Origin of the sequence: Paraburkholderia sp. SOS3, from assembly GCF_001922345.1 — a bacterium.
Lineage (GTDB): Bacteria > Pseudomonadota > Gammaproteobacteria > Burkholderiales > Burkholderiaceae > Paraburkholderia.
On record NZ_CP018811.1, the window covers coordinates 3285624 to 3302201 of the forward strand.

Annotated in this window: 11 protein-coding genes; 4 read left to right on the forward strand and 7 right to left on the reverse strand. The window is 64.7% G+C overall.

Annotation, left to right across the window (positions count from 1 at the left end):
• Window positions 1-2: 2 nt before the first annotated feature.
• A complete protein-coding gene (locus tag BTO02_RS14675) occupies window positions 3-1592 on the reverse strand; it encodes a methyl-accepting chemotaxis protein (RefSeq protein WP_075157655.1) in 1590 nt (529 codons plus the stop codon).
• Between the two features lie 386 nt (window positions 1593-1978).
• Here BTO02_RS14675 and BTO02_RS14680 point away from each other — a divergent pair, with 386 nt between their 5' ends.
• Complete coding sequence (locus BTO02_RS14680) at window positions 1979-3235, forward strand: MFS transporter (RefSeq protein WP_075157656.1); 1257 nt, start codon at window positions 1979-1981, stop codon at window positions 3233-3235.
• A gap of 297 nt (window positions 3236-3532) precedes the next feature.
• Entirely contained in the window at window positions 3533-5443 is a 1911-nt protein-coding gene (locus tag BTO02_RS14685) for a propionate--CoA ligase (RefSeq protein WP_075158882.1), read from the forward strand.
• A gap of 52 nt (window positions 5444-5495) precedes the next feature.
• On the opposite strand, the gene BTO02_RS14690 is transcribed toward BTO02_RS14685, so the two are convergent.
• Both BTO02_RS14690 and BTO02_RS14695 read right to left on the reverse strand, forming a co-directional pair.
• Window positions 5496-6230 (reverse strand): 5'-methylthioadenosine/adenosylhomocysteine nucleosidase, encoded by a 735-nt coding sequence (locus BTO02_RS14690; RefSeq protein ID WP_075158883.1) that lies wholly within the window; start codon window positions 6228-6230, stop codon window positions 5496-5498.
• A 98-nt stretch (window positions 6231-6328) separates the two neighbouring features.
• Window positions 6329-8698 (reverse strand): UvrD-helicase domain-containing protein, encoded by a 2370-nt coding sequence (locus BTO02_RS14695; RefSeq protein WP_075157657.1) that lies wholly within the window; start codon window positions 8696-8698, stop codon window positions 6329-6331.
• A 281-nt stretch (window positions 8699-8979) separates the two neighbouring features.
• Between BTO02_RS14695 and BTO02_RS14700 the strand changes: the two genes are divergently transcribed.
• Complete coding sequence (locus tag BTO02_RS14700; protein WP_075157658.1) at window positions 8980-11847, forward strand: valine--tRNA ligase; 2868 nt, start codon at window positions 8980-8982, stop codon at window positions 11845-11847.
• A 94-nt stretch (window positions 11848-11941) separates the two neighbouring features.
• Complete coding sequence (gene galU / locus BTO02_RS14705) at window positions 11942-12823, forward strand: UTP--glucose-1-phosphate uridylyltransferase GalU (protein WP_075157659.1); 882 nt, start codon at window positions 11942-11944, stop codon at window positions 12821-12823.
• Window positions 12824-13007: 184 nt separating this feature from the next.
• On the opposite strand, the gene BTO02_RS14710 is transcribed toward galU, so the two are convergent.
• The 4 genes from BTO02_RS14710 to BTO02_RS14725 form a co-directional block, all read right to left on the reverse strand.
• Window positions 13008-13241, reverse strand: coding sequence for a sulfurtransferase TusA family protein (locus tag BTO02_RS14710; RefSeq protein ID WP_374992468.1), 234 nt, complete (start codon window positions 13239-13241; stop codon window positions 13008-13010).
• Between the two features lie 118 nt (window positions 13242-13359).
• Window positions 13360-14424, reverse strand: a complete 1065-nt coding sequence (locus BTO02_RS14715) for a Gfo/Idh/MocA family oxidoreductase (protein ID WP_075157660.1) — start codon at window positions 14422-14424, stop codon at window positions 13360-13362.
• Window positions 14424-15452 carry an inositol 2-dehydrogenase gene (iolG, locus tag BTO02_RS14720; protein ID WP_075157661.1) on the reverse strand — a complete coding sequence of 343 codons (1029 nt, stop codon included), beginning with the start codon at window positions 15450-15452 and terminating at the stop codon, window positions 14424-14426. The genes BTO02_RS14715 and iolG overlap by 1 nt, the downstream gene beginning before the upstream one ends.
• Window positions 15445-16326 (reverse strand): MurR/RpiR family transcriptional regulator, encoded by an 882-nt coding sequence (locus BTO02_RS14725; protein ID WP_075157662.1) that lies wholly within the window; start codon window positions 16324-16326, stop codon window positions 15445-15447. Before BTO02_RS14725 ends, iolG begins: the two co-directional genes overlap by 8 nt.
• Window positions 16327-16578 lie beyond the last annotated feature (252 nt).

The following is a 16578-nucleotide window of genomic DNA, read 5'->3' on the forward strand; positions in this document are numbered from 1 at the left end:
GACTAGCGCAGCCGGAACTTGCCCACCATCTGCTTTAACGCGCGCGCCTGATCGTCGAGCGACTTCGCGGCCGCGCTCGCCTGCTCGACGAGCGCCGCGTTCTGCTGCGTGCCCGCATCCATCTGCGAAACCGCGAGGTTGATTTCTTCGATGCCCGAACTCTGCTCGGCCGACGCGGCGGAAATCTCGCCCATGATGTCGGTCACGCGCTTCACGGCCTTGACGACTTCGTCCATCGTCTGCCCCGCGTCCTGCGCCAGTTGCGAGCCGTTGTTCGCGCGCTCGACCGAGGCGCCGATCAGCGCCTTGATCTCCTTCGCGGCCGACGCGCTGCGCTGCGCGAGATTGCGCACTTCGCCCGCGACGACCGAGAAGCCGCGGCCATCTTCGCCCGCCCGCGCCGCTTCGACCGCCGCATTGAGCGCCAGGATGTTGGTCTGGAACGCGATGCCCTCGATCACGCCGATGATGTCGCCGATGCTTTTGGCGCTGTCGTTGATCTCGTTCATCGTCGCGACCACGCGGCCGACCACGTCGCCGCCCTGCTCCGCGATCGACGATGCGTTATCGGCGAGCGTGCGCGCCTGCTTCGCGTTGTCGGCGTTCTGCCGTACCGTCGAGGTCAGTTGTTCCATGCTGCTCGCGGTACGCTCGAGCGCCACCGCCTGCTGTTCGGTGCGGTGCGACAGGTCGAGATTGCCCGTCGATATCTCGCTCGACGCGGATGCGATGGCCTCGGCGCTCGCGGCGATATCGGCGACCGTCGTCGACAGGCCGCTTTGCATGTCGGAGAGCGCGCATAGCATGCTCGACGTGTCGCGCTTGCCGAGCGCGATCGCATTCGACAGATCGCCCGCGGCGATGCGCGATGCGATTTCCTTCGCGTAGACGGGCTCGCCGCCGAGCTGCCGCACAAGACGGCGCACGACCCATTCGCCGATGACGAACGCAAGCACGATCAGCGCGAGCGTCGCGGCCGCGATCATCACGAACGACGAGCGGAAGATAAACGCGGACGCGCCGATCGTCGCCTTCGCGGCCGTGCCCTGCTGCGCGACGAGGCCGTCGACGAGTTTTTCGAGCTTGCCGGTTTCGACGAGCAGCGAGACATCCTGCATGCCGACCTGCCAGTTCATCTGCGACAGATCGAGCGACTGCGCCTGCACGAGCTTCACGAAGTCGCGCAGGTGCGTGCTCCACGTGGCGACGGCCGCGGCGAATTTCTTCTGCTGACCGATCGCCTCGGGCGTGCTCGCATACTGGCCGAGCGTATTGAGGTGAGCGCTCAGTGCCGCGAGCCCCTTGTCGATATCGGTGCCGAGTTCCTCGCGCTCTTTAGCGGTGGTCGCCGTAAGCAGCATTTTCTGCGCGCGGCTCGCGCGCAGCATCTCCCCGCGTGCTTCCTCGGCCGCGCGGTTCGCGATATAGCCCTGCTCGTAGATCGATTGCGTCGAGCCGTTCAGACGGCTGATCTGCGTCAGCGCGAATATGCCGATGGCGAGTGTGCCGGCCAGCAGCACGGCAAACGCGAGCCGCAGCGTTGCCTTCACCGATAGCCCGGCCCGCCGGGTCCCCAGTGCAACTGTTTTCATCGTTCTTTCCCCGTTCCGACCGACGGAACGGTCGGCTCCGGCGGTCTTTCAACTTCATGACAGGTTGACGGCAAGAGCGGCGGTGGTCTTTAGGTCTGTGCCCGTCGCCGTGCGCGTTCCGGCTGTCGCCCCTGTGCGCCGCCTCGTGGGCCGCGCGACCGGTGTTATACACGGCCAAAATCCCGCAGTCAGCCCTTGCTGACGCGCAGCCCGCGTCCGGTTCGAGGCGCTTTTCGCGACGTGACCATGTCCGATTCGCGACAAATCTTGGCAGGACAACTGGCTCAGGCCACATTACAATCCATCGCATACGATCCTTCGTCGACATTGCAGCGGCATTGCCGGAACGCGAAGGCCGTGCCGATCACCCCAACTTCAAGCCCCCCATGGAAACGAGCCTCGACAAACGCGCCCTCGCCGGCGCCCAGGCTGGCGGCGCATCCACTCCCGTCGCGGCGAGCGCGGCAAAGGTGCCGCAAACCGTCTATTCGATCCTCGGCGCGATCAGCTTCTCGCATCTGATGAACGACATGATCCAGTCGCTGATCCTCGCGATCTATCCGATGCTGAAGTCGAACTTCGCGCTGTCGTTCGGGCAGATCGGCCTCATCACGCTGACCTATCAGATCACCGCGTCGCTGCTGCAGCCGCTCGTCGGTATCTATACGGACAAGCATCCGAAGCCGTACTCGCTGCCGGTCGGCATGGGTTTCACGCTGGCCGGCCTGCTGCTGATGTCGGTTGCGCCGAACTTCGGCATCCTGCTCGTCGCGGCTGCGCTGGTCGGCTGCGGCTCGTCGGTGTTCCACCCGGAATCGTCGCGCGTCGCGCGCATGGCGTCGGGCGGCCGTCACGGCCTCGCGCAGTCGCTGTTCCAGGTGGGCGGCAATGCGGGCACCTCGCTCGGGCCGCTGCTCGCCGCGCTGATCGTGATTCCGCATGGCCAGCGCAGCATCGCGTGGTTCTCGCTCGCGGCGCTGGTCGGCATCGTCGTGCTCTCGCAGGTGAGCCGCTGGTACAAGCATCATCCAGCCACGAAAAAAGCGCGCGCGGGCGTCGCGCATGCCACGCTGCCGCGCGGCAAGATCGCATTCGCGATGAGCGTGCTCGTACTGCTCGTGTTCTCGAAATACTTCTATCTCGCGAGCATCAACAGCTACTTCACGTTCTATCTGATCGACAAATTCCATCTGCCCGTGCAGGCCGCGCAGATCCATCTGTTCGTGTTCCTTGCGGCCGTCGCGGCGGGCACGGTGATCGGCGGACCGGTCGGCGACCGCATCGGCCGCAAGTATGTGATCTGGGTGTCGATTCTCGGCGTGGCGCCGTTCACGCTGCTGCTGCCCTATGCCAACCTGTTCTGGACCAGCGTGCTGACCGTGGTGATCGGCGTCGTGCTCGCCTCCGCGTTCTCGGCGATTCTCGTCTACGCACAGGAGCTGATTCCGGGCAAGGTCGGCATGGTCGCGGGGCTGTTCTTCGGCTTCGCATTCGGCCTCGGCGGCGTCGGCGCCGCGGTGCTCGGCCAGCTTGCGGACGCGACGAGCATCGATTACGTGTACAAGGTCTGCTCGTTCCTGCCGCTGATCGGCATTCTCACGGTGTTTCTGCCGGATATCGAAGGAAAGCGCGCGAAGGCCTGACCGGACGGTCGATCGTGGTCGCCAGCGGCGCCGCACTCGCGGCGCCTTTTTTATCGCGGCCGCCGGTGACAGATATCGCTGACATTTCGCGCGGTTGCGGCGCGAATGTTAGATATTTCAGACGCTCACTCCCTCTTTTCTCACTGCGCGGTGTCATGGTGAACCCGCGTTGTCCGTGCGTTCGCGCCTGCTCTATGCTGTGCTCATCGCCGCACCGGCATGCCGATTGCGTGCGCCGCATCGTCGTTCGCCGGAACGCCGTTGTCCTTGATCCGCCCGCCCAAAGGATGGCCGCCGATGACCCGCTACCGCGAATTCCACCGCCGTTCGATCGAAGCGCCCGACGAGTTCTGGCGCGAAGAGGCCGCCCGCATTCACTGGCACACGCCTTTCGACACGGTGCTCGACCGCTCGAAGCCGCCGTTCGCGCGCTGGTTCACAGGCGGCAGGACGAATCTGTGCCATAACGCGGTCGACCGCCATCTCGCCGCCCGTTCGCAGCAGCAGGCGCTCATCTATATCTCGACCGAAACCGGCATCGAGCGCCGCTATACGTACGCCGAACTGTACGCGGAAGTGAACCGCATGGCCGCGGTCATGCGTTCGCTCGGCGTCGCACGCGGCGAGCGCGTGCTCATCTATTTGCCGATGATTCCCGAAGCGGCATTCGCGATGCTCGCGTGCGCGCGGCTCGGGGCGATTCACTCGGTCGTGTTCGGCGGCTTCGCGGCGCCGAATCTCGCGGCGCGCATCGACGATGCGAAGCCCGCGCTGATCGTCACCGCCGACGCGGGCGCGCGCGCCGGCAAGGTGATCGATTACGCGCCGCTGATCGACGAAGCGTTGTCGCGCGCCGCGCACAAGACGCCGCGCGTGCTGCTGATCGACCGCCAGCTCGCGCCGGAAAAGTTCAGTGCCCCCTATCTGCTCGACTACGAGCCGCTGCGCGAGCAGTTCTTCGACGCGCACGTGCCGTGCGAATGGCTCGAATCGAACGAGCCGTCGTACGTGCTGTACACATCGGGCACGACCGGACGCCCGAAAGGCGTGCAGCGCGACGTCGGCGGCTATGCGGTCGCGCTCGCCGCATCGATGGAATACATCTTCGAAGGACGCCCCGGCGACACGATGTTCACCGCCTCCGACATCGGCTGGGTCGTCGGGCACAGCTACATCATCTATGCGCCGCTGATCGCGGGCCTGACGACCGTGATGTACGAGGGCACGCCGATCCGTCCGGACGGCGGCATCTGGTGGCGGCTCGTCGAGCAGTACGGAATCAATCTGATGTTCACCGCGCCAACCGCGTTGCGCGTGCTCAAGAAGCAGGACCCGGCGCTCATGCAAGCCGCCGACCTGTCGAGCCTGCGCACGCTGTTTCTCGCAGGCGAGCCGCTCGACGAGCCGACTGCCGCGTGGGTCGCGCAATCGCTTGGCAAGCCCGTCGTCGACAACTACTGGCAGACCGAAACCGGCTGGCCGATTCTCGCGATCCAGCGCGGCGTCGAAGCGCTGCCGCCGAAGCTCGGCTCGCCGGGCGTGCCCGTATACGGCTACCACGTGACGCTGCGCGACGAGGTGACGGGCGAGCCCTGCAGGCCCGGCGAAAAAGGCGTGATCACGCTTGCGTATCCGCTGCCGCCGGGCTGCATGTCGACCGTATGGGGCGACGATGCGCGCTTTGTCGATACCTACTGGTCGGGCGTGCCGAACCAGACCGTCTACTCGACCTTCGATTGGGGCGTGCAGGACGAAGACGGCTATGTGACGATCCTCGGCCGTACCGACGACGTGATCAATGTCGCCGGCCATCGCCTCGGCACACGCGAAATCGAAGAAGCGCTGTCGGGCCACCACGCGGTGGCCGAGGTCGCGGTGGTCGGCGTGAACGATCCGCTGAAAGGGCAGGCCGCGCTTGCATTCACGGTGCTGCGCGATGCGGACCGCTACGCGTCGCCTGAAGCACGCGCGAAGCTCGAAGCGGAACTCACGGCGACGGTCGACCGGCAGTTGGGATCGATTGCGCGGCCGGCGCGCGTGCATATCGTGTCGATGCTGCCGAAGACGCGCTCGGGCAAGCTGCTGCGCCGCGCGATCGCGGCGCTCGCCGAGGGCCGCGACCCCGGCGATTTGCCGACGATCGAAGACCCGGCCGCGCTGCAGCAGATTCGCGACGCGCTGCGGGCGTCGGCCCCGGCCTCGCCCTGAAGCTGCTTACCGCACGTTATGCGGACGCTTATGCGGTCGTTTATTCGACCGCTTATCCGCGCGCTTGCAGGAACCGCCGCAAGATCCCGCTCGAATACGTGCCGGCGATCTCGACGAGAAACGTCGAGAACGACGCCGGGGCGTGCACGTCGGCAGTGTCGGAAATCGTACGCACGATCGCGCACGGCACGCCGTACTCGAAGCAGACTTGCGCGATCGCCGCGCCTTCCATTTCGACGGCGAGCGCATCGGGCAGCGCGGCGCGCAATGCGTCGACCGCCGCCGCGCTCGCAATAAACTGATCGCCGCTGATCACAAGACCGCGATGCACTCTGGGCCGCGCGGTACTGAAGCGTTCGGCGAGCGCGCCGCCTTCCTGCGCGATGAATTCTTCGCATGCCGAGGCGAGCGCTTCGGCGAGCGGCGCATCGGCGGCAAAGCGCGCGACGCCGAGCAACGGCACTTCGAAACGCGGAAACAGCGGCGACGCGTCGAGGTCGTGCTGCATCAGCGTATGCGCGACGACCACGTCGCCGATCTGCACGTCGCGCCCCACGCCGCCGGCCACACCGGTGAACACGACTGCCGCGACATCGAACGCGTGAATCAGCGCGCTGACCGTCGCGGCGGCGGCGACCTTGCCGACGCGCGCCAGTGTCACCACGCACGGCGCGCCGTGCACGGTGCCGACGTGATAGTCGCGCTGCCCGTGCGCGACGGTGCGCACGTCACCCTCGGCACGCATCGCGGCGACGAGGTCGCCGAGTTCTTCGGGCAGCGCCGCCATCACGCCCAAAGGCCGCAGCGTTCCGGCATCTTCGGCATCGCTGCCACGTTGAACGCCACGCGCCACTGTCTGCTTCGCTACTGCATCCTTCGCTTCGCTCATTCCACCGCCTGTAATTTCGCGACCGCGAGTGCCAGCCACTTCTCGCCATGCCGCTTGAATCTGACCTGCGCCTTGCCGTCGGAGCCGCCGCCTTCGAGCGCCGTAATCGTGCCTTCGCCGAACTTCGTATGGAACACCTGTTGCCCCACGCGAAAGCCCGTTTCGACCGCGCGCTGCTCGTTCGCGAAAGCCGGTAACGGGGCCGCGTGCGCGCCGCTGTCGTAGTTCGCGTAACCGTTGTCTTCGCGGTTCGAGCGCCCGAACCAGTCGCGGCCCCAGCCCGCATTGTCCGAACGGCCGCCCCAGCGCGAACCGGCCTCGACTTTCGGCGTGAGCCACTTTAGCGTGTCTTGCGGAAGTTCGTCGAAAAACCGGGAGCGGATGTTGTAGCGCGTCTGGCCATGCAGCATCCGGCTCTGCGCAAAGGACAGATAAAGCCGCTCCTTCGCCCGCGTGATCGCCACATACATCAGGCGCCGCTCTTCCTCGAGCCCGTCCGTTTCCATCGCGCTGTTCTCGTGCGGGAATAGCCCTTCTTCGAGACCCGTGATGAACACCGCGGTGAATTCGAGACCCTTCGCCGAATGCACGGTCATGAGCTGCACGGCGTCCTGGCCCGCCTGCGCCTGGTTGTCGCCGGCCTCGAGCGACGCGTGCGACAGGAAGCCCGCGAGCGGCGTCATCGTGTCGGGATTCTGCGCGGGATCCGCGGGGCCTGCCGGATCGAGCACGACGCTGCCCGGATCGTCCGTTTCGACCGCGATTTCAGGCGCGGCCGTCGCGCCCGGGCGCAGCGGAATCGAGCGCGCGGGCGTATCGAGCCCGTAGCCCTCTTCGCTGACGAACGCCGCCGCCGCATTGACGAGTTCCTGCAGGTTCTCGAGACGATCCTGCCCTTCGCGCTCGTTCTGGTAAAAATCGGCGAGACCGCTGCCGCGCACGACATGCTCGACCGTTTCCGGCAAGCTCATCTGCTGCGTTTCCGCGCGCATCTTCGCGATCAGGGTCGCAAACGCGCCGAGGCTCGAACCGGCCTTGCCGGTCACGTACGGAATCGCCGCCGCCAGCGAGCAGTTGTAGAGGCGCGCCGCATCGGCCAGTTGTTCGATGGAGCGTGCGCCGATACCGCGCACCGGAAAGTTCACGACACGCGCAAACGCCGTATCGTCGTTCGGATTGTCGATGAGGCGCAGATACGCGAGCGCGTGCTTGACTTCCTGGCGTTCGAAAAAGCGCAGGCCGCCATACACGCGATACGGAATGCCGACATTGACGAGCGTGTGTTCGATCGCGCGCGACTGCGCATTGCTTCGATACAGCACGGCGATCTCGCCGCGCGACAAGCCGGTATTGATCAGCGCGCGAATCTCTTCGACGATCCAGCTCGCTTCCTGCGAATCGGTGGCCGCCTCGTAGACGCGCACCGGTTCGCCGTGCCCCGCATCCGTGCGCAGGTTCTTGCCGAGCCGCCGCGCGTTGTGCGCGATCAGGTGGTTCGCCGCATCGAGAATATGGCCGTGCGAACGGTAGTTCTGCTCGAGCTTGATCAGGTTGCGGACCTTGAACTCGTGCTCGAAGTCGCGCATGTTCCCGACGTTCGCGCCGCGGAACGCGTAGATCGACTGGTCGTCGTCGCCGACCGCGAAGATCGCGTTGTGCTCGCCGGCGAGCAGCTTGAGCCATGCGTATTGCAGCTTGTTCGTGTCCTGGAACTCGTCGACGAGGATTTGCCTGAAGCGCGCCTGGTAGTGCGCGCGCAGCGGCGCATTGTGCGCAAGCAGCTCGTAGCAGCGCAACAGCAGCTCGGGAAAGTCGACCACGCCTTCGCGCTGGCATTGCTGCTCGTAGGCTTCATAGAGCTCGACGAACTTGCGGTTGAAGTTGTCGGTCGCGTCGACGTCTTTCGGCCGCAGCCCCTGCTCCTTCGCATTGTTGATGAAGTACTGCAGGTTCTTCGCCGGATATTTTTCGTCGTCGACGTTGAGGCCTTTCATGAGGCGCTTGATCGCCGACAGCTGGTCCGCGGTGTCGAGAATCTGGAATGTTTGCGGCAGGCCCGCGTCGCGGTAATGGGCGCGCAGCATCCGGTTGCACAGGCCGTGGAACGTGCCGATCCACATGCCGCGCGTATCGATCGGCAGCAGCGCCGACAGCCGCGCCATCATTTCGCGCGCGGCCTTGTTCGTGAACGTGACCGCCAGCACGGTGGGCGGCGACGCATAGCCGTGCTGGATCAGCCATGCGATGCGCGTGATCAGCACGCGGGTCTTGCCGCTGCCGGCGCCCGCCAGAATAAGCGCCGGTTCGTTCGGCAACGTGACGGCGGCAAGTTGTTCGGGGTTCAGGTTGGCGAGCAGATCGGGCATGTCGGATGGGCGGACGGATGAGCAGACAGATGAGCGCACTGACGGGCAGAGGGGGCAAAGGGCAACAAAGGGCAACAAAGCGGGCAAGCGGCAAAGCGGCGCATCGGGCAGTGATCGGGCAGTGGCGACCAGGCCGTCCGCCATTATAAGTCCCGCCCGACACTCGCATCAGGCGGGTGTCGCCTTGGCCGAATGGCCAGGTGACGGCCTGTCGTGCCGCGCAGCCTTTATAATTCAAGGTTTCGGGCATCTTTTCACGCATTTTTCGGCAGACTTCCACAATGAGCGACAGCACGCTGGCCAAAAGCTTCGAGCCCCACACGATCGAGGCCGAATGGGGCCCCAAATGGGAACAACGCGGCTATGCCGCGCCCGCGATGCAGCCGGGCCGCCATAATTTCTCCATTCAATTGCCGCCGCCGAACGTCACCGGCACGCTGCACATGGGCCACGCGTTCAATCAGACCATCATGGACGGTCTGACGCGCTATCACCGCATGCTCGGCGACAACACGCTGTGGGTGCCGGGCACCGACCACGCCGGCATCGCCACGCAGATCGTCGTCGAACGGCAGCTCGATGCGCAGAAAGTGTCGCGCCACGATCTCGGCCGCGAGAAGTTCGTCGAGCGCGTATGGGCGTGGAAGCACGAGTCGGGCTCGACGATCACGAACCAGGTGCGGCGTCTCGGCGCATCGATCGACTGGTCGCGCGAATACTTCACGATGGACGACAAAATGTCGCCCGCGGTCGTCGACGTATTCGTGCGCCTCTATGAGCAGGGCCTCATCTATCGCGGCAAGCGTCTCGTGAACTGGGACCCGGTGCTGCTCACCGCGGTGTCGGACCTCGAAGTGGTCAGCGAAGAGGAAAACGGCCACCTGTGGCACATCCAGTACCCGCTGTCGGACGGCTCCGGCCATCTGACCGTTGCCACGACACGCCCCGAAACGATGCTCGGCGACGTCGCCGTGATGGTGCATCCCGAAGACCAACGCTACGCGCATCTGATCGGCAAGACCGTCAGGCTGCCGCTCGCCGGTCGCGAGATTCCCGTGATCGCCGACGACTACGTCGACCGCGAATTCGGCACCGGCGTCGTGAAGGTAACGCCCGCGCACGACTTCAACGACTATCAGGTGGGCCAGCGTCACAAGCTGCCGCAAATCGAAATCCTCACCCTCGACGCGAAGATCAACGACAATGCGCCGCCAGCGTATCGCGGCCTCGACCGGTTCGAGGCGCGCAAGCGCGTCGTGGAAGACCTCGAAAAGCTCGGCCTGCTCGAATCGGTCAAGCCGCACAAGCTCATGGTGCCGCGCGGCGACCGCACGAACGTCGTGATCGAGCCGATGCTGACCGACCAGTGGTTCGTCGCGATGAGCAAGCCGGCGCCTGAAGGTACGTTCAATCCCGGTCGATCGATCGCGCAGACCGCGCTCGACGTCGTGCGCAACGGCGAGATCCGATTCGTGCCCGAGAACTGGACCACCACCTACTACCAGTGGCTCGAAAACATCCAGGACTGGTGCATCTCGCGGCAACTGTGGTGGGGCCATCAGATTCCCGCGTGGTACGGCGAGAACGGCGAAGTGTTCGTCGCGCACACCGAGGAAGGCGCGCGTGACAAAGCAGCGCAAAGCGGCTACACGGGCCCGCTCACGCGCGACCAGGACGTGCTCGACACGTGGTTCTCGTCGGCGCTCGTGCCGTTCTCGTCGCTCGGCTGGCCCGCGCAAACGCCCGAACTGCAGGCGTTCCTGCCGTCGTCCGTGCTCGTCACGGGCTTCGACATCATCTTCTTCTGGGTCGCGCGCATGGTCATGATGACCACGCACTTCACGGGCAAGGTGCCGTTTCACACGGTCTACGTGCACGGCCTCGTGCGCGACCACGAAGGCCAGAAGATGTCGAAGAGCAAGGGCAATACGCTCGATCCGCTCGATATCGTCGACGGCATCGAACTCGACGCGCTGGTCGCCAAGCGCACGACCGGGCTCATGAACCCGAAAAGCGCGGCCACCATCGAAAAGAAAACGCGCAAGGAATTCCCCGACGGCATTCCGGCATTCGGCACCGATGCGCTGCGCTTCACGATGGCGTCGATGGCCACGCTCGGCCGCAACGTGAACTTCGACCTCGCGCGCTGCGAGGGCTATCGCAACTTCTGCAACAAGCTGTGGAACGCCACGCGCTTCGTGCTGATGAACTGCGAAGGCCACGATTGCGGCTTCAGCAAGCCGGGCGCGTGCCAGCCCGGCGATTGCGGCCCCGGCGGCTATACCGATTTCTCGCAGGCGGACCGCTGGATCGTGTCGCTGCTGCAGCGGGTCGAGGCCGAAGTCGCGAAGGGCTTCGCCGACTATCGTTTCGACAATGTGGCGAATGCCCTATATAAGTTCGTCTGGGACGAATACTGTGACTGGTACCTCGAACTCGCGAAGGTGCAGTTGCAGACGGGCACGCCCGAACAGCAGCGCGCGACGCGCCGCACACTGCTGCGCGTACTCGAGGCGGTGCTGCGCCTGCTGCACCCGATCGTTCCGTTCATCACCGAAGCACTGTGGCAGAAGGTGGCGCCGCTGACCGACGCCTACCCTGCCGGCGTGGCCGAAGGCGAAGCATCGATCATGGTGCAGCCGTATCCGGTTGCCGAAACGAAGAAGATCGACGAGTCCGCCGAACAGTGGGCAGCCGATCTGAAGGCCGCGATCGATGCGTGCCGCAACCTGCGCGGCGAGATGAACCTGTCGCCGGCGACGAAGGTGCCGCTGCTCGCCACCGGCAACGCCGCGCGGCTCAAAACGTTCGCGCCCTACGCGCAAGCGCTCGCCCGCCTGTCCGAGGTGCGCATCATCGACGACGAAGCGCAGCTCGACAAGGAAGCGCATGGCGCGCCAATTGCTATCGTAGGAACTGACAAGCTCGTGCTGAAGGTGGAAATCGATGTCGCCGCCGAACGCGAACGGCTGTCAAAAGAGATTGCGAGATTAAACGCAGAAGTATCGAAATGTAACGCCAAGCTCCAGAACGAGAGCTTTGTCGCGAAGGCGCCGGCCGCCGTGGTTGAGCAGGAGCAGAGAAGGCTGGCAGAATACCAGACCACTATCGGCAAGCTTACAGCGCAGCTGACGCGCCTGCCGGCCTGACAGAGGCGGTGCCACAAGCGCCGCATCGACGGGTCGTTCGCACCACGGCAAGGGCAGTCAACAGACTGGCCAATCCATTACCAGGGGTAATCGAATGCTCAAAGTTACAAAAGCAGTCTTTCCGGTAGCAGGCCTCGGCACACGGTTTCTCCCGGCCACCAAGGCAAGCCCGAAGGAAATGCTGCCGATCGTCGACAAGCCGCTGATCCAGTACGCAGTGGAAGAAGCGATGGCAGCGGGCATCACGGAGATGATCTTCGTCACGGGCCGCAGCAAGCGCGCGATCGAAGACCACTTCGACAAGTCGTACGAGATCGAAGCGGAACTCGAAGCGCGCGGCAAGGCGAAGCTGCTCGAGCTCGTGCGCAGCATCAAGCCGAGCCACGTCGACTGCTTCTACGTGCGCCAGCCCGAAGCACTCGGTCTCGGGCACGCGGTGCTGTGCGCCGAGAAGCTCGTGGGCGACAACCCGTTCGCGGTGATTCTCGCGGACGACCTGCTGTACGGCACGCCGCCCGTCATGCAGCAGATGATCGAGGTGTTCGACCACTATCACAGCTCGGTCATCGGCGTCGAAGAGATTCCGCGCGACGAGACGAAGTCGTACGGCATTGTCGACGGCAAGGAATGGGAAGACGCGATCATCAAGATGTCGGGCATCGTGGAGAAGCCGGCGCCGGACGTCGCGCCGTCGAATCTCGGCGTGGTCGGCCGCTATGTGCTCAAGCCGCGCATCTTCGAACATATCCGTGCGCTGAAGCCGGGCGCCGGGGGCGAACTGCAGTTGACCGACGCGATCCAGTCGCTGCTCAACGACGAACAGGTGCTCGCGTACAAGTATCACGGCACGCGTTTCGACTGCGGCAGCAAGCTTGGTTACCTGAAGGCGACCGTCGAGTTCGCGCTGCGTCACCCGGAAGTGGCGGCCGATTTCGAACAGTATCTGCGCACGCGTTCGCCAGTGCTCGAGGGCTAGGAGGCCAGGGATCGGCGCTCGACTGCGACCGCGCGCGGTCGCGACGGCGCTCGACAATGGCAAAGATGGCACAGATGGCAAAAATGGCAAAAGGCGCTATGTCTGCTCATGCAGGCATAGCGCCTTTGTTTTGGGCGCGCGGTCGCCGGGAAGAGCGGCCTGCTTTCGATCTGCTTTCGCCCCGCTATCGCCGCCGGATCAGAAAGATGAACGTCTTGTCCTGCGTCGTCGTTTCGACGATACCGTTGCCCGTCTGCTTCGCGAACGCGGCGAAATCGCGTTGCGAGCCCGGATCGGTTGCGAGCACCTTCAGTATTTGACCGCTCTCCATATCGGCGAGCGCTTTTTTCGCGCGCAGGATCGGCAGCGGGCAGTTCAGCCCGCGCGCATCGACTTCCTTGTGAATCTGAATTTCCATCGGCCAAAACCTTCGGGATGAGGCGTCATCGAAACGCCATACAGAGGGCCAAATTCTACCGCAGGCGTCTCGTGCGCGCCGCCCCACCCTGATTTGCGCCGCACTGCGACGCGGGTCCTCACAGCCTGACAGCCTCGCCCGTTTCGAGCGAACGCCGCAACGCACTGCCAATGCGTGTCGCCTCGAGCGCATCGGCGAGCGTCGCACCGCTCGGACCGCCGGCGCCGCCGTGACCGTTGCGCGTGTTCCGGACTTCGGCGACGAACGCCTGCGCTTCATACAGGAACGCGTCTTCGAAGCGGTCGAAAAACGTCGGCGTGCACTCGTTGCGCACGCCGTGCACGTCCGCGATCTCGACGCGATCGAGCCGGGGATTGCGGCCAATCGCAAGCGCTCCCGCAGTACCGATCACTTCGCTGCCCGTATCGTTGCCGTGCGCCATCGTGCGCGACGCATAGAACATCGCGAGGCTGCCGCCTTCGAATTCACAGATCGCGACGCCGTTGTCGACGTCGCCGAACTCGCGCAAGCCCTCGTGCAACGCGACGGTGCCCGCCGCATAGACGCGCTTCGCCTTCGGCTTGCCGAGCAGCCAGCGCGCGACGTCGATATCGTGCACGGTGCAGTCGAGAAAGATGCCGCCCGAAGTCGGCGCAAAGCGGACGAAGAAGCCGTCCGGATCGTTGAGGTCGCAGGTCTGCGAGCGCACCATGAATGGCCGGCCGATCAGGCCCGATTCGATCTTGTCGTACGCATCGCGATAGCTCGGGTCGAATCGGCGCATAAAGCCGATCGTCGCCTGCAAGTGCGGCTGGCGCCGCGCTTCGCCCAGCACGCGCTCGCATTCGGCAAGATCGAGCGACAGCGGTTTCTCGCAGAACACATGTTTGCCCGCATGCAATGCGTCGACGATCTGCTGCGCGTGCAAGGCCGACGGCGTGACGAGCCACACCGCGTCGATGTCGCGCTCGGCGAGCAGCGCCGCGTAGTCGCGATACTCGCGCGGCGCGGGCAGCGCACCGCGCGCCCACGCGAGCTCTTCATCGAGCGGACTGCACACGGCGGCCAGCGTCGCGCCGCGCACGCGATACGCGAGGTTCTGCGCATGCCGCTTGCCGAGCCGGCCGAGGCCGACGACGCCGATCCGCAGCGGTGCGCCTTGTAGCGCTTCCGGCGCCGCCATCACGAAGCCTCGCCGAGCTTCACGGCACGCCCTTCGCGCCACGAACGCGTCGCTGCTTCGGCCAGCTCGAGCGCCTTCAGACCATCGGCAATGGTCGTGCGCACGGCTTTGCCTTGCGTGAGCACATCGAAGAAATGCGCAATCTCGAGCGCATACGCCGCTCGGTACCGTTCGAGAAAAAACGCCTCGGGCACATCGCTCGACACCGCGGTCTTCGAATACGCGACGACTTCGGTCGGCCGCACGTTGCCCGCCTGCAGCATGCCGTCGCTGCCGAGCACTTCGAAACGCTGGTCGTAGCCGTACGCGGCGCGCCGTGCGGTATTGATCTGGCACAGGCGCCCGCGCTTCGTGCGGATCGTCACCGCGGTCGAATCGATATCGCCCGCGTCGGCGATCGCCGGGTCCGACAGACAGCTGCCGGTCGCATGCAGCGTGTCCGCTTCGTCGTCGAGAATCCAGCGAAAGATATCGAAGTCGTGAATCAGCATGTCCTTGAAGATGCCGCCCGAGTGCCTGATGTACTCGACGGGCGGCGCGCCCGGATCGCGGCTCGTCACGACGAGCATTTCGGGCGTACCGATTTCGCCTGCTTCGATGCGCGCTTTCACCGCGGCAAAAGTCGGATCGAAGCGCCGCTGGAAACCGATCATGCAAACCACACCCGCTTGCGCAACCGCATCGGCGCATGCGCGCGCGCGCTCGAGCGCGAGGTCCACGGGCTTCTCGCAGAACACATGTTTCTTCTGCGCCGCCGACTTCAGAATCAGATCGGCATGCGTATCGGTGCTCGAGCAGATCACCGTCGCGCCGACCGACGCATCGCCCATCGCGCCATCGATATCGGCCACCTGCGCGCCATGCTGCGCAGCCAGCGCCGCGGCTGCATCGCGGTTCACATCGACCACGTATTTGAGCCGCACGCCCGGCTGCCGCGCGAGATTCGCCGCATGAATCCTGCCGATGCGGCCCGCGCCGAACACCGCGACGTCGATTGGTTTGCCGCCTCCCGTCACGCCATCAGTCATCGTATCCTCCAGTGTCTTTCGATTCTTCAACGTTCAGTTCAAGCTTGTACGCAAGCGCGATAAAGAGCGCCTGGCACAGGCAGATCGTGCTGGTCAGCGAGCGGAACGCGAACGCGCTGCCCTCTTTCACATACAGCTGCGTGGTTGCATAGCGCGCGAGCGGCGACAGCTGGCTGTCGCTGATCAACAGCGTCTTCGCCTGATGGTGATGCGCAACGCGCAGGCAGTACTGCGTCTCCTTGCCGTATGGCGCGAAGCTGATCGCGATCACCACGTCGCCTTTCTTCACGCTGCGAATCTGCTCGCGGTACATGCCGCCGAAGCCCGATACCAGATGCACGCGTTTCGGCGTGTGCTGCAGCGCATAGACGATATAGCTCGCCACCGGAAACGAGCGCCGCACGCCGACCACATAGATGTTGTCGGCCTGCTGCATCATCTTCACGGCCGCATCGAACTGCGCGTCGTCGAGGGTGCCCTCGAGTTCGTCGAGACCGCCGCGGCACGCGGCGATGAATTCGCGCGCGACCGTGCCGCCCGCGAGGCGACCGGGCTTCTCGTCGATCAGCTTGCGAATGCGTTGCTGATAACTCGGCGACGATGCGCCCTGCCCCGTATATGCCTGACGAAATACCGCCTGCAGATCGGAAAACCCGGAGAAGCCGAAGCGCTGCGCAAAGCGCACCACCGCCGACGGATGCACGCCGCAACTCGTCGCGATATCGCTCGTGCGATCGACCATCACGCTGCCGCGATGCTGCTCGATATACGTCGCCACGCTCTTCAACTGACGCGGCAGCGATTCGTAATTCTCCGCGATGCGCTGCATCAATTCATCGACGCTCGGCAATTCCTCTGTGTTGTCCTCGGCCATGGCCTTCCCTTCAGTGCTGTGTTGCGTCGCAAAAGCCGCGTGGTTCGTGTGTGCTGCGTTCATCTCGACACGCCCCGGCAGGCGCGCCGGAGCGGCTCTCCGACGTTGCCGATTATAGGTAGCGCACCCAACAAATGGAACGTATTTTCCAATTTTATTTTTGTTGAAATTTCCATTGCACCGCTCTCGAAGTTGACCTAATCTTGGTCGTGAGCGATGGTGCGCCCGCCTCGGTTCGTGTCGCGGCAGGCA

Excerpts from the sequence above, each read along its gene's own strand:
- BTO02_RS14675 (WP_075157655.1), bottom strand. The coding sequence starts at position 1,592 with ATGAAAACAGTTGCACTGGGGACCCGGCGGGCCGGGCTATCGGTGAAG.
- BTO02_RS14680 (WP_075157656.1), top strand. The coding sequence starts at position 1,979 with ATGGAAACGAGCCTCGACAAACGCGCCCTCGCCGGCGCCCAGGCTGGC.
- BTO02_RS14685 (WP_075158882.1), top strand. The coding sequence starts at position 3,533 with ATGACCCGCTACCGCGAATTCCACCGCCGTTCGATCGAAGCGCCCGAC.
- BTO02_RS14690 (WP_075158883.1), bottom strand. The coding sequence starts at position 6,230 with ATGGCGGCGCTGCCCGAAGAACTCGGCGACCTCGTCGCCGCGATGCGT.
- BTO02_RS14695 (WP_075157657.1), bottom strand. The coding sequence starts at position 8,698 with ATGCCCGATCTGCTCGCCAACCTGAACCCCGAACAACTTGCCGCCGTC.
- BTO02_RS14700 (WP_075157658.1), top strand. The coding sequence starts at position 8,980 with ATGAGCGACAGCACGCTGGCCAAAAGCTTCGAGCCCCACACGATCGAG.
- galU (WP_075157659.1), top strand. The coding sequence starts at position 11,942 with ATGCTCAAAGTTACAAAAGCAGTCTTTCCGGTAGCAGGCCTCGGCACA.
- BTO02_RS14710 (WP_374992468.1), bottom strand. The coding sequence starts at position 13,241 with ATGGAAATTCAGATTCACAAGGAAGTCGATGCGCGCGGGCTGAACTGC.
- BTO02_RS14715 (WP_075157660.1), bottom strand. The coding sequence starts at position 14,424 with ATGGCGGCGCCGGAAGCGCTACAAGGCGCACCGCTGCGGATCGGCGTC.
- iolG (WP_075157661.1), bottom strand. The coding sequence starts at position 15,452 with ATGACTGATGGCGTGACGGGAGGCGGCAAACCAATCGACGTCGCGGTG.
- BTO02_RS14725 (WP_075157662.1), bottom strand. The coding sequence starts at position 16,326 with ATGGCCGAGGACAACACAGAGGAATTGCCGAGCGTCGATGAATTGATG.